This is a genomic window from Gimesia sp. (genome assembly GCF_040219335.1).
Classification (GTDB): Bacteria; Planctomycetota; Planctomycetia; order Planctomycetales; family Planctomycetaceae; genus Gimesia.
In genome coordinates, this window is record NZ_JAVJSQ010000007.1 from 91240 (window position 1) to 106581 (window position 15342).

Annotated in this window: 11 protein-coding genes; 7 read left to right on the forward strand and 4 right to left on the reverse strand. The window is 56.2% G+C overall.

Annotated features, from left to right (window positions below; translation table 11 throughout):
* The first annotated feature begins 304 nt into the window (after positions 1 to 304).
* Both aspS and RID21_RS07570 read left to right on the forward strand, forming a co-directional pair.
* Positions 305 to 2068, forward strand: a complete 1764-nt coding sequence (gene aspS, locus RID21_RS07565) for an aspartate--tRNA ligase (RefSeq protein WP_350188048.1) — start codon at positions 305 to 307, stop codon at positions 2066 to 2068.
* Between the two features lie 45 nt (positions 2069 to 2113).
* Positions 2114 to 3460 carry an outer membrane protein assembly factor BamB family protein gene (locus tag RID21_RS07570; protein ID WP_350188049.1) on the forward strand — a complete coding sequence of 449 codons (1347 nt, stop codon included), beginning with the start codon at positions 2114 to 2116 and terminating at the stop codon, positions 3458 to 3460.
* A 43-nt stretch (positions 3461 to 3503) separates the two neighbouring features.
* On the opposite strand, the gene RID21_RS07575 is transcribed toward RID21_RS07570, so the two are convergent.
* Positions 3504 to 4076 (reverse strand): protoglobin family protein, encoded by a 573-nt coding sequence (locus RID21_RS07575; protein ID WP_350188050.1) that lies wholly within the window; start codon positions 4074 to 4076, stop codon positions 3504 to 3506.
* A 136-nt stretch (positions 4077 to 4212) separates the two neighbouring features.
* Between RID21_RS07575 and RID21_RS07580 the strand changes: the two genes are divergently transcribed.
* Positions 4213 to 4686, forward strand: a complete 474-nt coding sequence (locus RID21_RS07580) for an RrF2 family transcriptional regulator (protein ID WP_350188051.1) — start codon at positions 4213 to 4215, stop codon at positions 4684 to 4686.
* Between the two features lies 1 nt (position 4687).
* Here the strand turns inward: RID21_RS07580 and RID21_RS07585 are convergent, their stop codons facing one another.
* The 3 genes from RID21_RS07585 to RID21_RS07595 form a co-directional block, all read right to left on the reverse strand.
* A complete protein-coding gene (locus RID21_RS07585; RefSeq protein WP_350188052.1) occupies positions 4688 to 5656 on the reverse strand; it encodes a hypothetical protein in 969 nt (322 codons plus the stop codon).
* Positions 5657 to 5763: 107 nt separating this feature from the next.
* Positions 5764 to 6324, reverse strand: coding sequence for a DUF3592 domain-containing protein (locus RID21_RS07590; RefSeq protein ID WP_350188053.1), 561 nt, complete (start codon positions 6322 to 6324; stop codon positions 5764 to 5766).
* Positions 6325 to 6395: 71 nt separating this feature from the next.
* The gene (locus RID21_RS07595) at positions 6396 to 7190 is read right to left on the reverse strand and encodes a TIGR00266 family protein (protein WP_350188276.1); all 795 of its coding nucleotides are present in this window, start codon (positions 7188 to 7190) and stop codon (positions 6396 to 6398) included.
* Positions 7191 to 7458: 268 nt separating this feature from the next.
* Between RID21_RS07595 and RID21_RS07600 the strand changes: the two genes are divergently transcribed.
* From RID21_RS07600 to RID21_RS07615, 4 genes are all read left to right on the forward strand, one after another.
* Positions 7459 to 8364 (forward strand): FliM/FliN family flagellar motor switch protein, encoded by a 906-nt coding sequence (locus RID21_RS07600; RefSeq protein ID WP_350188054.1) that lies wholly within the window; start codon positions 7459 to 7461, stop codon positions 8362 to 8364.
* A 536-nt stretch (positions 8365 to 8900) separates the two neighbouring features.
* A complete protein-coding gene (locus tag RID21_RS07605) occupies positions 8901 to 11834 on the forward strand; it encodes a serine/threonine-protein kinase (RefSeq protein WP_350188055.1) in 2934 nt (977 codons plus the stop codon).
* Between the two features lie 137 nt (positions 11835 to 11971).
* Positions 11972 to 14599, forward strand: a complete 2628-nt coding sequence (locus RID21_RS07610) for a tetratricopeptide repeat protein (RefSeq protein ID WP_350188056.1) — start codon at positions 11972 to 11974, stop codon at positions 14597 to 14599.
* On the forward strand, positions 14596 to 15312 hold the full coding sequence (locus tag RID21_RS07615; RefSeq protein ID WP_350188057.1) for a class I SAM-dependent methyltransferase: 717 nt from the start codon (positions 14596 to 14598) through the stop codon (positions 15310 to 15312). Before RID21_RS07610 ends, RID21_RS07615 begins: the two co-directional genes overlap by 4 nt.
* Positions 15313 to 15342 lie beyond the last annotated feature (30 nt).

Below are 15342 nucleotides of genomic sequence, written 5' to 3' on the forward strand. Positions count from 1 at the left end.
TTCCTGTATTCAGGTCTGAATAATCGGACAATCCGGAAAAAGATACCGGCGGGGTAAGGTGTATCCGCCTGCTGTTCATTGCGGGCGGTGGTCTGCTCTAATAAGATCAGCGTCATTGCTTTCAGCCCGGCGCACCAGTTGCGCGAACCCGGCCCACCCAGCGTGGATCAGAACCGGGAACGTGCATCAGTCTGCCGGCCGGAACTGACTTTGTCAGCCAGTTCCCGATATATATCCGGAGCCTGCTGCTCCCCGACACAACTTTTTTTGAGAACGAACGTTTTCTAACCAAGGACTTAGTAAGGTGTTACGAACACATACCTGTGGCGAACTGAGAACAGACCATGTTGGACAGACTGTGACTCTGGCGGGTTGGGTCATCCGTGGTCGCGATCATGGGGGCCTGGCCTTCATCGACCTTCGCGACCGCTACGGGGTCACCCAGATTGTGTTCAATCCGGATCGTGATGCCGAGATGCACGAGCTGGCTCGTACCCTGCGTGCCGAGGATGTGATCCAGGTCAGCGGCGAAGTCGTGCTGCGGGACGACCGCGAAAACGAGAAGCTGGCCACCGGGAAGATCGAAATCCGGGCGCACGAACTCAAAGTTCTCAACAAAAGTAAAACACCGCCGTTCGAACCGGGAACTTCCGAACTGCCCAACGAAGAGTTGCGGCTCACCTACCGCTTCCTCGATCTGCGGAGCGAACGTCTGCAGCACGCGATGCTGGTACGTCACCGCCTGATGAAACTCACCCGCGACTATTTTGACAACCTGCAGTTCCTGGAAATCGAAACGCCGATCCTGGGACGGAGCACACCGGAAGGGGCCCGCGATTACCTGGTGCCCAGCCGCGTGCACGAAGGTGCGTTCTACGCCCTGCCTCAGTCACCGCAGATCTACAAACAGATCCTGATGATCTCGGGCTACGACCGCTACTTCCAGATCGCCCGCTGTTTCCGTGACGAAGACCTGCGTGCCGACCGTCAGCCGGAGTTCACCCAGATCGATATCGAGATGGCGTTTGTCGAACAGGAAGACATCCTGACCCTGATCGACGGACTGATGGCGACCTTCCTGAAAGAGCTGCGGGGCGAAGAAATGGCCCTGCCCCTGCCGCGGTATGACTATGCCGACGTGATGGAAAAATACGGTTCGGACAAACCGGACCTCCGCTTCGGCCTGGAACTGGTCGACATTGGTGAGATCGCGAGCAACTGTGACTTCGCCGTGTTCAAAAAGACCATGGAATCGGGCGGTCGCGTACGTGGCCTGAACGCCAAAGGTGCCGCCGACAACTACAGCCGCAAGGACATCGACGGTCTGACCGAGTACGTGGGAGAATACGGAGCTAAAGGCCTGGCGTTCTTCAAAGTGACTGACGAAGGTCTGCACTCCCCGATCGCCAAGTTCTTCTCGGATGAAGACAAGCAGAAGATCATGGACGCCATGGGAGCCGAAGTCGGCGACCTGCTGTTTTTCGTCGCCGATCAGTGTGCGGTCACCTCTGCTGCCCTCGCGGCACTTCGTAACCGCCTGGGTAAAGAACTCAAGCTGTACGATCCGAGTGACTTCAAATGCTGCTGGGTCGTCAACTTCCCACTGCTCAACTACAACGAAGACGAACAGCGGTGGGACGCAGAACATCACCCGTTCTGTCAGCCTGTTGATGAAGACGTGCAGTACTTTGAGAGTGATCCTGCCAAGGTGCGTGCCCAGTCGTACGACCTGGTCATCAACGGTTATGAAGCAGCCAGTGGAAGCGTCCGTGTGCACGATCAGAACGTTCAGCAGACCGTCTTCGACCTGCTGGGGATCTCAGCCGACGAAGCGGAAGAACGTTTCGGCTTCCTGCTGCAGGCACTGCGTTACGGGGCACCACCGCACGCCGGGGCCGCTTTAGGCCTGGACCGACTGGTGATGCTGCTCTGCGGTAACGACAACATCCGCGACGTCATCGCGTTCCCCAAAACCCAGAAAGCGGCCGACCTGCTCAGCGGTGCACCTGCGGAAGTGGATCCGCACCAGCTGCGTGATCTGCGGATCAAAGTTGACATTCCCCAATAAGTCGATCCCGTGCATAATGGGGTGACTCGCATCAAGGAGAAACCCATGAAGTCAGTCACCCCGTTTCTGTTCTGTCTGGCAGGCCTGAGCCTGTGGGCGTGCAGTGAAGCGACATCCGAATCGATGACGCAGCGCGCAGACGCAGCGCAGGACTCCTCGGCAGAACCACTTCCCGAGGTGATCACGGAGATTTCGTTCAAGGACGCCCAGACCAAGGCGACTCCCCAGGTCGGTTTCTGGCCTCACTGGCTGGGCCCCAACTATGACGGCATCTCTCCGGAGACCAACTGGCGCGCCGACTGGTCCCAACAGCCGCCAAACGTCTCCTGGCGAAAAAATGTGGGTATCGGCTACAGCTCGATTTCCTCAGCGAATGGCCGCATCTACACGATGGGGCACAAAGAGGGCAACGAAACCGTTTACTGTCTGAATGCCGACACGGGCGAAGTCATCTGGCAGCAATCGTATCCCGCGGAACTGATCGACAACCTGAATGCAGGCGGTCCGGGTGCGACCCCCACCATCGATGGCGCGTTCCTGTATACCAACAGTCGCGACGGACGACTGATCTGCTTTGAGATTGAAACCGGTAAGAAAGTCTGGGAGAAAATCCTGCCAAAAGCGTACGACATGGAGATCCCCGAGTGGGGCTTTACCTGTTCGCCGCTGATCCGTGGAGATCGCCTGTATGTCGAAGCGGGACGTCTGGTCGCGCTGGAGAAACAGACGGGTAAGGAAATCTGGAAATCGAAAGCCTACATGCCGGGCTATGGCACGCCAGCCGCGTTCGAGAATGAGGGCACCCGTTACCTGTCAATTCTGAATAACGATTGCCTGTCGATCGCCCGTGAAGAGGACGGTAAAGAGGTCGCTTCATTTGCCTGGCCTTCCCCCTTCAATACGAATTCGACCACCCCCATCATCGACGGCAAGACCATCTTCATATCTTCCGGTTATGGCAAAGGCTGTGCGCTGCTTGACTTCGAAAATGAAACGCTGAAGTCCCGGTATACGAATCGGGATCTGAAGAACCATTTCAACAACAGTGTGCTCTACCAGGGACACTTATACGGCATGGACGGCAACTCGAACCTGGGGCGCATCGTACGCCTGACTTGCATGGATCATCAGACCGGAAAAGTCAAATGGCGGGAGGCGGGCTTCGGCTGCGGTTCCCTGCTGATCGCCGCTGGCAAGCTGATTATCCTCTCGGATAAAGGGATGCTGGTGACCGCGGAAGCCACCCCTGAAGCGTTCAAAGAAATTTCCCGCTTCAAGGTGCTCGACCATCAATGCTGGACGGTCCCCGTGCTGAGCGACGGCCGACTCTATTGCCGGGACTCAGCCGGAAACCTGGCCTGCGTGGACCTCCGGTCTAAGCCCGCCCGCTAGAATTTTCTTGGAGGGGTGTCCTTTTGCGATTTCACCCATTTCCCTACGCCTGGTAATGGCGGGTGATCAGATCGTTCTGTACCCAGAGCAGCTTATTGAACGCGACCAGGGTTTTGACTTCGGTTTCGCGATCCAGATTCAGGCCCAGAATCGTGCTGATCAGCGCAGTTGAGACGAACCCCATCAGTGCGTTCATCTGCACGAGGGGCACATTCAGGTCTTTGCTGCCCGCTTTGGGGGTGTGGATTTTGCCGACCATGTCCAGGTATTCCACCATCTTTCCGTCATAAGGCCGGGTAACCAGCGATTCCAGATAACGGGCCAGATGCTGTTTGCGAAACTGGATCATTTCGTGGTCCAGGGTCAGCGTTTCGAGGCTTTCGGGAATTTCCCCCTCATATCCGGATTGGCGTGGCAAGAAATGTCGTTTTGTGCAATCATATCTGAAGAGTTGATCATATACTGCATCAACCAGGGCCGGTACCAGAGGTTCCAGAATGCCCGCCGCACCATGAATAGCCCCCAGATCGTCTTCCGTAATCCCAATGAATTCCACGAGATACTGGAACCGGTAGGACAGATCAACTTCCAGTTTTTCTTCATCAATATGCTTCATGCAGGTTTCCTCTGCGAAGAGACGCCTATAATAAACTGACAAGAACTTTGAATAATATCAGATTTAGATTGAAACTGAGTCTATCAGACCCGATAATAGACATCAATGTCCAATTATCAGCTATAAGGACTTTCCTATGTTTTCGCAGACTGTTGAATATGCACTTCGAGCAATTGTTCACCTGGCGGATCAGGCTCCGAACCCCTGCACCACCGAACAAATCGCCAAGGCAACCAAGGTTCCCCAGGCGTATCTTTCGAAAGTGCTGCAAAGCTTAAGGCAGTCCAGTGTCGTGCATTCTCAGCGTGGCATCGGGGGTGGCATTTCGCTGGTAAAGCGCCCCGATGAACTCAGCCTGCTGGAAGTCGTGAATGCCGTGGATCCGATCTGCCGCATTACTACCTGCCCACTGGGACTGAAGGGCCACGGTGCGAATTTATGCCCGCTGCACCGCAAGCTGGATGACGCCATGAAGGAAACGGAAACGGCTTTCGGCGATACTACGCTGGCCGATATTCTGAATTCCTCGACCAGCAGTTATCCGCTCTGCAACGAACCGGTTGAGTGTCTGACTCAACTGGGCGGCCCCTCCATCGTGCCTTCCAACTGATTCACGGTCCTCCGACCTGTTGAATCTCTTCCTGATCTGAACTCCCCTCCGCTGCGGCGGGGGAGGCCGGTTCTTCCCAGTGTACCTGCTGAATCTCTGAGGTGGATCGCTTGCGCGCCAGTGCTTCCTGCTGAACTTCGCGCGCCTTCCAGCGCCCGACCAGATGCCCGGGAATCACAGCCCCCGCTTTGATCAATAGATCGCTAAAAGGCAGAAAGGGAGTCGCAGCCCCGGCGATGTAAGTCGCATACGCCGGGTAAAGTACTTCGTAGGCATCCGCTTCTCCGGAGTAATTCTGCTCCGCTTCCAGGTAACTCAAGGCATCGCCGGTAGCGATCGCTTCGGGCCAGAGTGAGACGCCGGGGATGGCCGTCACCACGGCATAGGTACCCTTCCATTTACGGGTACCAAAATCTTTGGAGTGCCCCCCTTCATGCAGGGCGACGGCGGGGTGATCCGAATAGAGGCTGATCGTGTTCGTGAAAGGATTGTAATTATCACCGCCGATGATGCGACCGGGCAGGAGTGTGTAAGACAGCGCGGTCAACGTGCCTGCAGTATACCGCCAGCCCCAGCCGACAGCCTTGTTTCTGCGAAGCCGTTTCCATTCGCCGAGCGGATCGTATTCATTGAGGCGTACCTTAACCTGATCGAGGCCGTTTTTCTCCAGGTAGTCCGCGATGGCTGCTTCCGTTTCGGGTGAGATCTTGTGATTATCGATCCGGCGATCCCAGAGCAGAACTTTCCCGGGGATGCCGACAACCCAGCCGATGCCGTCTATCACGGGCCGTGGTTTGCCGCGGACAATCTGGGGCTCTTCCTCAGGGAAATCCAGTTCCGGGCTTGTGATCAGCGGCGGCTGGTAGACATAGGGAGTCGTTGCGCAGCCGGTAGCACAGGTCAGCAGCAGGCTGGCCAGAAATCCCCAAAACCGGGGGCGCAGCTTCAGCGGAGAGTCTGGAAACGACATGTTCAGGATCTGCCTGGGAGAACGAGGGGAAAGAGAGGAAGACGCGATATATCTCAGTCCCCGCATTCAGGCAAGACCAGATTTCCACCTGCTGCCTGAACCGCTCGTTAACCGGCAGACTCTGCCGGTGTCTGCATTTCTGCCCCACCCCGAAACAGGCGTAACAGGGAACGGAACAGAATGCTGCTGGCCATCAGGATCCCCAGGCCGAGGAACAGCCAGCCAAACAGGTAAAAGAAATACGTGGTTTTAAAGACCCCGGGTTCCAGCACCGCGATCGCGTGATCCGCCGGGTCGTAATAGACGGTGATGTTTTGCTTGACGGGATATTTGCGGATCGTCTCTTCCGACAGGGAGCGGTCAGACGTCGAGACATCGTTCCCGAACCAGACGGTCTCCCCTTCAAAGTCTTTCCCTTCCACCTGGTAGCGATAGACGACATGGGGAGAGTAAGTTGACGAACTGGAGTTGCTGCTGCGATGTGACTCGACCCGCGATTCCAGAACGACCCCTTCCACGGTCGGCCAGGTTTTGCTGGCTTTGGCCCGTTCCAGCAGCGGCAGGCCCTTCTCGTAAGCTAAAATGTAACCCACGAAGATAAAGAGGAATCCAAGGAACATCACCAGCTTGCGGCCGACATTGGTCATTCGGTTATGTCTGCGATTCATGTCACCCTTCCTTTCCCCTGATTCCGTGTTTCAGCCTGCCGTGAAAACTCCAAACGTCTGTAAAGACAGGCTCAGCTGTCCCCAAACATATCGCCCAGGCCACCCAGAACAGAGCCTTCCCCGCGGGAAGACCCGCCGGCTGACGGAGCATGTGCCAGCACGCGATCTGCCAGCCGTGAGAAAGGCAGACTCTGCAGCAGCACGGTGCCATGTCCCGAAAGCGTCGCCAGAAACAGGCCTTCGCCGCCGAGCACCATTGATTTCAGGTTCCCTGCTTTCTCGATGCTGTAATCGATGTCCCCCGTGAAGGCGACGATACAACCGGTATCTACGCGGAGCGTCTCCCCCTGGAGTTTCTTTTTGATGACCGTTCCGCCAGCGTGCACGAACGCCATCCCGTCGCCGCTGAGTTGCTGCAGAATAAAACCTTCCCCACCGAAAAAACCGGAGCCCAGGCGTTTGTTAAACGCCATCGTGACTTCCGTGCCTAGAGCCGCACACAGGAAGGAGTCCTTCTGGCAGGTAATCGTGCCGCCGATCTTACTCATATCAATGGCGATGATCTTCCCGGGATAGGGGGCAGCGAATGCAACCCGTTTCTGTCCCCGACCATCATTGGTGAAATGAGTCATGAAGAGCGATTCGCCGGAAAGCATCCGTTTGCCCGCTTTGAACAACTTACCCATAAACCCATCGTCGGGGCGGGAACCATCGCCCATACGGGCTTCAAAGCGAATCCCGTCTTCCATGTAATTCATGCTGCCCGCTTCGGCGACCACCGATTCCCCCGGATCGAGGATGATTTCCACAATCTGCAGGTCGGAACCAAAGATCTCGTAGTCAACTTCGTGGCATTGCATGCTGATATCCTTAAATAGTGCCAGCGTCTGGCATAATTGATGTTGAAGGGCAGGTTCAGGAACGTTGAGCGGGGCCGCGCAGATCAAATAATCTGTTCTCCGGGGCTCAAAAGGTGTCAATCTTTTCCGAATGAGCGAGGTTTGCCGATTTTGAGTGAAGAACTGAATTTTAAGTAGTCGATTGTATGATCTAAGGAATCCTGATTCCTGAAAATCATCAACGTGTCTGAGTTGATGAACAAGTTATCAATTTAAAGGACTTTGTAAAGCAGAAATGTCGGGCTTCAGCCAGGAGAATGTCGAAGCCATCTTCGCCCAGGCGGGTGAAAGTATGGCCGCGATTTCCGATTCTCTCAATCAGTGTTTCGATACGAGCTATCGAATCGAGCTGGGTGAGTCGGGCATGTGGTCTCCCGAAGAGCTGGACGACACGTTTCGCGGTCCGGGCCTGGCTGTCTTATTTCGCATTGGCGACGAGGCAATGCTGGGCCTGATCCCGGAAGGACTGCCTTTACCAGACTGGTACACGTCCCCGGGAGAGTCGCAGTCTTCACGATTGCAGACGCTGTCGATGGAATGGTCCATGAACCTGATCCCGCTGGATGCAGGTGAAGCTGAAGAGTTTAGAGCTTACGCAGTTGAGAGTTTATTAAATGAAGTCATGCAGGGTGCTCCCGCCGATTGGGCAGCATTACTGCGCTTGAATGTGTTTCCGGGTGAATCGGAAACCGAAGCAGAAGAGAGTGACGGCCAGAGCCCGAGTGCTGTGATCCCTGTAATTTGGCCCCTGACGAACGTGCCAGTTGCAGAAACCGCATCCGCGGAACCCGATCCGGCGCCTGAACCGGCCGCCACTCAGTCTGCTGAGAAAGCCGCGTCCGCGGCTGCTCCCGCGGGAGCGATGTCCAGTGGTCATAACCCGTTGAACCGCATCACCAAATTGCCCGTGCAGGCGATCGTGAAACTGGCCTCCAAAAAAATCGAGATGAACCAGCTGCTCTCCATCTGCCCGGGCTCGCTGATCACTTTCGACAAAGCTTGCGAAGATCCCCTGGAAATGTATATCAACAACCAGGTTTACTGCCTGGGTGAAGCGGTCAAAATTGGGGAAAACTTCGGCCTCAAGATCGACAAGGTTGGCTTTCATAAGGAATACAAATCGAAGATTATTGAATTCTGATCGCGGTATCAGACGGGCCAGCCAACTTAGCCGTTATCGGCGTCTGCTTTGAGAGTCTTCGCATTGCTCTACAGGAGAACGTCTCAACTCTGTAAGTCATGCTGCTCCTCGTCTGCTGCGGGAACTGAGACCGCCTCCTGAGAATTTGGTTGAAAAATCGCCGAAATCCGATTTTTCTCAGAACGAATCGAGCCTGGAACACGTAAAATAGATGCAGCTCTTATTTTTTATTCACTTCTTAACTAATACCAGTCTGAGTCTGATACGAGCTGAATCGAGTCCGAACACGATTTAAAGCGCTTAACCACATATCTTGAAACAGGTTAAGTTTATTTTGCATGAACAGACGCAATTTGTGATTGAGCAGGTGCCGTCAGAGGCGCTCTGAACGGGCATTCTTTTCCAACAATCATTGTGAATTTGGATAACGCAGTTGCCTGGTCGGCAAAGCCTTCGATATCATCTCAAACGTTGAATTTAAGCTATTTTTAAGTGAACCTTAGATCATGAGTTCCGACTCTCAATCAGAACGATCCATGACAAGCCAGGAATCGCTGCCCGAGTTCTTCGCGCGACCGGTTCCTCAGGGGGACGGTCCGGAGACGATCATCAGTCCGCTGGAGCCGATCCCGGCTCCCGATGCGAATCGTCCGCAATCAGGTTCACAGCCTAACATGGCCCGCTCTTCCATCTGGAACCGCCTGTTTCCTCCCACCACAGATGATCCCGAAGTGGAAGTCGAAACAACCAGTCCGTCCGGCATGGAACTGGAACATTTTGTCATTCGTGAGCGCATCGGCCGGGGAGGCATGGGCGCTGTATTCCGGGCAATCGATACCCGCCTGGATCGTGTAGTGGCACTCAAGGTGCTCAGCCCTGGTCAGTCCCGGGATGCAGGTTCGGTTAAACGTTTTCAGAACGAAGCCAAAGCAGCTGCCCGGCTGGACCACGAAAATATTTCGCGTGTGTTTTACATCGGCGAAGATCAGGGTCTGAACTTCATCGCCTTCGAATACGTGAAGGGAACCAACGTCCGCGAGATCATTCAGTCACGTGGAATCCTGCCGGCTGCGGAAGCGGTCAACTACGCCCTGCAGATCGCTTCAGCGCTGAAGCACATCAACAAGGCCGGCGTGGTCCACCGTGATATTAAACCATCCAACATCATCATTACGCCCGGCGGCCGCGCCAAACTGGTGGACCTCGGTCTGGCCCGTAAGGACAGCGACAACGCTTCGGCAGACCTCACCACCGCAGGCACCACGCTGGGAACCTTCGACTACATCTCACCGGAACAGGCTAAGGACCCCCGGAACGTGGATGTGCGGAGCGATATTTATTCGCTGGGCTGCACGCTGTATCACATGCTGACCGGGGAACCACCCTACGGCGAAGGGACCGTGTTGCAGAAGCTGCTCGATCACTCGGGCAAGAACGTTCCCGACCCGGCGACCATCAACAAACAGATTCCACGCGAACTCTCGCTCATCGTACAGAAGATGATGGCCAGTGATCCGGACGAACGGTTCCAGACTCCCGAAGAGTTGATGTATCACCTGATGCAGGTTGCCGGCCAGTTGGATCTCCGCGGCGTGAACCCCGAAGGTCTGGTCTGGACTTCCCCCACGAATTCGCGACTCAGCTTCCTGGAAAAACATGTCGGCTGGATCGCAACCGCGGCTGTGCTGTTAATCGTGGTAATCCTGCTCGACCGCTATCCATCACTCGATCCCGGTTCCGTGACGGTGACACAAAACCCGGCTCCCCAGACAGGCGACAAAGGCACGACGACAGACAACGGATCAGACGTGATCAGTCCCGAAGCCAGTCAACCTCTGCCCGAACCCGACACGCCGATGGTCGGCTCGCTGACTGAGAATTCGGCGGTCGCTTCGACGACATCAACCGACGCCGGCAAAGAGAAACAGCCGGCCGGCACCAGTTCAAACAACAAAAACAGCAGTGCGGCTGACAACAGCAGCGAAACTCCACTGGCTCAGATGAATCTGGATGAACCCGGCGGTAAGGAACTGAGCGGCATTTTCGACATGCCCCTGCTCTCTTCTCCCGGTTCCATCAAGGATCTGATCGAAACTGAAAAACCCGTGACGAACAAGGTCCTGCTGGAGAACAAGCCCGAGAATCAACTGGCCATGTCCAACACTCCGGAACCCAGGAAGACCATGATTCCGCTGGCGCCCGCCCCCGAGGTGAAACCCGAGACCGAACCGGATCCGTTCCCCCGGAAAGACGCGAATGAATTCCGGAAGATCGAGATTCCAGCTATCACGATCATCAATCCGGATGGAACCGCCGGCCAGGATTTCAAAACACTCGACGCGGCCTGTGCCGCTGCCGAAGATGGCAGCATCATCGAACTGGGATTCACGGGCGTCCGCAAAGAAGCCCCGATTCACATCAACAACAAACGGGTCCGCATCCGGGCCGCGAAAGACCGCAAGCCGGTTCTCCAGTTTGAATCTGTGGAAGAACCTGCAGAAGGATATCAGACACACATGATTCACATCGCCAACGGTTCTTTAGAACTGTTTGATGTGAGCATTGTGGTCGACGTGAAAGATCTGAATACCGATTCCTGGGCCATCTTCTCGCTCAAGAATGCACACGACATTCGCCTGCATCAGGTGACGGTCACTTGTGCCAACAACACGAGTCAGCAGGTTGCCATCTTCGAAATGAACGAGCCCATCAACCAGGGCCTCGACGATGATTCCATGATGGGCAAACGCCCAGTCAAAGAATCGACGTTCATTGAAATCATCAACTCGGTACTCCGCTGTGACGGGCAGGCCTTCTCGGTTCGCGAGACAGCTCCCACCCGTCTGGAAATTACGAACTCGGCCCTGATGATTGGTCAGTCACTGATCGACCTGGTCGGCTGCAGTAACAAACCGATGGAAGGGGATCACCTGGAACTGGTGCTGAACCACTCCACGTTCCTGCTGGGCCGCGGTCTGGCGGTGATGGACAGCGGTTCGATTCCTCGCGAACTGATTCCGCTCCATGTTTCTTCCCGCAACAATATCTTCTTCTCGCGCAGCGATGCCCCATTCGTGCTGATGAAGGGGAACACGAACGAGAACGATTTCCGTCAGAAGCTGCTGACCTGGCGTGGTTCGAACAATTACTTTGACCGCTTCGAAACCTACTGGACGATTCAGTCTCAGCAGGGAACCACCGGCGCACTGTCACTCGACGCCCTGGACTGGAAAGACATCTGGGGGCTCTCTTCCGATGTCAACAATCTGCAGATGCGCATCCCCTGGCTCGCCGATCGTGAGAAACTGATCAAGTCACCCTGTGCCGAGCTGCAGACCGCACAACTTCAGTTCACGCAACCCACTGATGGCAGCCCGACGATCACCGCTGTGGATCGGACCAATGCCGGTGCCGACCTGATTACTCTGCCGGAACTGCCGCGGAATACCAAAGTCCCGAAAATCGATTAAGCAGCCACTGTTCGAGGAGGTCTGCTGCAGAAAATCAGCTCTGGGAGAACTGGAGCATTCCGTATATGATGACCTGTAGAAGGAACACCATCGCCGGTCCTCACGTCTGATTTCCCTGTTCTAATTCGATTGAGTTCATGCCGCAGCGATCACCACATGCCCCCCGCTCTGCCAACACACCGCGCAGAACCGGTGCGCTCTGCAGATGGCTCTGCGGGATCGTGCTGCTCTGTACGCTCAATGGTCTCTGCCAGGCTGAGGATCCGACGCGCACCTATTTTGAAGGACTCAGATCCCGCCACCTGTTTGGCATCGCAGAAGGCTTCTGTCTGAACGAACTGTCCCGGCAGCGTCTCTCTGATCCGGAGCGGGCCCGTTATTCCCTCGAGCTCATCCGCACGCTGGCCGCCCACGCCAGTGCTGCCACACCCTCCGAACAACCCGAACTCTGGAAACGGGCCGAGGAGACCATCGCGCAGATCGAACGCGATTATCCCCGCTGGTCAGACCTGCCTGTGTTTCGGGCCGAGCGTGCACGGATCACCTTTCTGCAGGCATCACTGCTCTTCTGGCAGTCACAAGCGATACCACAGAATGCATCACTGCGGGACAACGCCATCAATGCGCTGGATCGGGCTGTCAGCCAACTGACACTCTCCGAACAGCAGATTCAGAAACTGCTCAACAAAGCGGGTGCCAAACAGGATTTCACGGTACTCCCCGTCGCCACGGTGCGGGACAGCCTGCTTGAGTATCAGCTGCTGATCGCACGGGCAGACATGCTGCTGGCGGGCCTGTATCACCCCGATAGTCCCAAACGGAAAATGAGTCTCTCAGCGGCCCGGACCTGGCTGGAACCGCTGGCCCGCCGCGCGACGACTCTGAAGATCACCTGGGAAAGCAGGCTGGCGCTCATCGAATGCGAACGCCTGGAAGGCGATCCCGATGCCGCCGAGCGTGCGATTCAGGGACTGATCAAAGACCAGCACCCACCTTATCTGGATGAGTCTGTGTTTCTCGAATCGATGCGGATTCTACTCGCCCAGAATAAGCCCCAGCAGGCAGCTACCCAGATCATCCAGCACCGACAGAAACAGGGCCGTTACTCCAGTGAGCTCGGCTTCCTGGAAATCGATGCCCTGCTGAAGCTGCACCACATCGCCGCCGATCAGCAACAGCAGGAACTCGCCGACGAGCTCTGGCGACAGATTCAACAAAGGTCCGCACAACTCGCCGAAGCTCACCCGGGTTACTGGTCACAACGGGCGAAGCTGCTGGTCAGTCGCCAGGAGCAGATCCAGGAATACGGCAGCCGACTCTCAGACAGTCTGCAACGTGCCCAGCTGCTCTACGCGAAAGGCAAAATTCCCGAAGCGATTACCGCTTACGAGAAAACAGCCAAGCAGGCTGCTGAAGAAGGCAAGACCGATCTCGCGTTCGAGCTGGGTTTCACCAGTGCCTCGCTGCAGCTCAATCAAAAAGAGTATGCGAAAGCAGCAGAGCGGTTCCAGTCGCTGGCACAACGCTTCAGCGGGGTGGCGAAAGCCTCCGATGCGAGCCTGCTTTCCGCCTGGTGCCTGGGTCAGCTCTATTCGCAGAACCGCACCAAGTCGCGTCGCCTGGCTTATACCGACGCGCTGGAAAATGTCCGCAAGATGTTTTCCATGGACAAGGCCTATTACGAAGCCGGCTGGATGCTGGCCCGGCTGGAGGAGTCCCGCCTGCAGTACTCCAAGGCGCTCGTCCTCTATTCAGAAATTCCTGAGAACCATCCCAAAGCGGCCGACGCACACCTGGGTGTCGCCCGCTGTTACGAACAGATCCTGCTCAGACTCGCCGCCCTCGATAAACCGACACGTGCCTGGCGACAGGAGGCGATGGACGTGCTGGAAAAATACCTGGCACGCTATCCCCAGGAAAGCGACGACGCCATTCTGCTGTCGCAGTCCGAAATCGCACTTCGGCTGACGCGGATCTATCTCAATGACTCGCCTCCCGAATACGACAAAGCGCATCGCCTGCTGGATCTGCTCATCCACACTGCGGAGACCAAGCCAGAAGAACTGAAGCGGAACAGCGAACAATCGCCCGAGAGCGTAGCCCAGACGACCAGGGCCATCCAGGGCTGGAATCGGATTTCCAGCCAGGCACTCCGGCTGCAGATCATCGCGCTGGCCGGTCAGGGAAAACCGTCTGAAGCACGTTCGCTGGTGGCCAGCCTGGAGAATGCGGGGACGAGCGAGCTGCTCTCTGTCTTGAATGGGGTTTCGCAGATCGACCTGGATCTCAGCCCGTCGGTCCGCAGGGAACTGGGTATGCTGCAACTGCAGTCGGCCGAGAAGCTGGCCAATCGTCGCGATGAACTCACGCCGCAACAGGCACGACAGCTCGACCTCTGCCTGGCGGAAGCCTATCTCGCCGTCGATCGACCGATCCGCGCCCTGGAGTATTACCAGAGTCTGTTGAAACAGTCCCCCCGCGACACCGCGCTGATCAGGCAGGTCGCACTGCTGCTCGAACGGTGTGGCACCAAAGAATGTCTGCGGCAGGCGATTCCCAAATGGCGCGATCTGGAAGCAGCCGAGAAAGCGGGCACCGTCCCCTGGCTCGACGCACGCCTGCATGTAATTCGCTCCCTGTATGAATCGGGGGACACGGACGCCGCGAAGAAACTGATCGGCGTAACCCGCCTGCTCTATCCCGAACTCGGTAATGTCGATCTGAAAAAAGAGTATCGTGAACTCGAAGCACAGATTAAGAAATGACCGCTGAGAAAAAACGCAGCCTGCTGTCAGATGAAGAACTTGAATGGTCGGACGTGGCTGCGAACTGCCGCATGAATCGCGAACGCGAAATCACCGGGACTAACAGCTACACCGCCGACCTGAAACTCAATCCCCTCGAATTTCTGACCGAGAAAATCCAGGCAGGACAGACCGTGCGCTGGCTGGATCTCTGCTGTGGATCGGGACGGGCCTTGATTCAGGCTTACGAACATTTCCAACAAGCGGGACTGTCCGCACAGGTTCAGATTCGAGGCATCGATCTGGTAAATCTGTTTCTGCCTGCCCCTGACGCTGGCGATACACTTCGTCTGCAGACCGCCTCCCTGCATGACTGGGATACGGACGAACGGTTCGATCTGATTACCTGCGTGCATGGTCTGCACTATGTGGGCGATAAACTTTCGCTACTGGCCCGCGCCGCGGGCTGGCTCTCTTCCGACGGCCAGTTCCTGGCTCATCTGGATCTGGAGAATCTGCAAACCGTCGAAGGGACATGGACGACTGCAGACAAACGGGAATTTCTGAGGCGACGATTCTTTCAATACCATTCGCGGACACACCTGCTGACCTGCACGGGACAGCAAGACGTCCGCTTTCCCTGTCGTTACGCGGGTGCTTCGGATCAGGCGGGGCCGAATTTTACCGGGCAACCGGCAGTCAACTCGTTCTACCAGCTGCGGGAAACGGTTTAATCTTCCACGAGTGTGTTCATGTCGAGCAGC

Coding starts and splice junctions, on each gene's coding strand:
- RID21_RS07570 (WP_350188049.1), top strand. CDS start 2,114: ATGAAGTCAGTCACCCCGTTTCTGTTCTGTCTGGCAGGCCTGAGCCTG.
- RID21_RS07575 (WP_350188050.1), bottom strand. CDS start 4,076: ATGAAGCATATTGATGAAGAAAAACTGGAAGTTGATCTGTCCTACCGG.
- RID21_RS07580 (WP_350188051.1), top strand. CDS start 4,213: ATGTTTTCGCAGACTGTTGAATATGCACTTCGAGCAATTGTTCACCTG.
- RID21_RS07585 (WP_350188052.1), bottom strand. CDS start 5,656: ATGTCGTTTCCAGACTCTCCGCTGAAGCTGCGCCCCCGGTTTTGGGGA.
- RID21_RS07590 (WP_350188053.1), bottom strand. CDS start 6,324: ATGAATCGCAGACATAACCGAATGACCAATGTCGGCCGCAAGCTGGTG.
- RID21_RS07600 (WP_350188054.1), top strand. CDS start 7,459: ATGTCGGGCTTCAGCCAGGAGAATGTCGAAGCCATCTTCGCCCAGGCG.
- RID21_RS07605 (WP_350188055.1), top strand. CDS start 8,901: ATGACAAGCCAGGAATCGCTGCCCGAGTTCTTCGCGCGACCGGTTCCT.
- RID21_RS07610 (WP_350188056.1), top strand. CDS start 11,972: ATGCCGCAGCGATCACCACATGCCCCCCGCTCTGCCAACACACCGCGC.
- RID21_RS07615 (WP_350188057.1), top strand. CDS start 14,596: ATGACCGCTGAGAAAAAACGCAGCCTGCTGTCAGATGAAGAACTTGAA.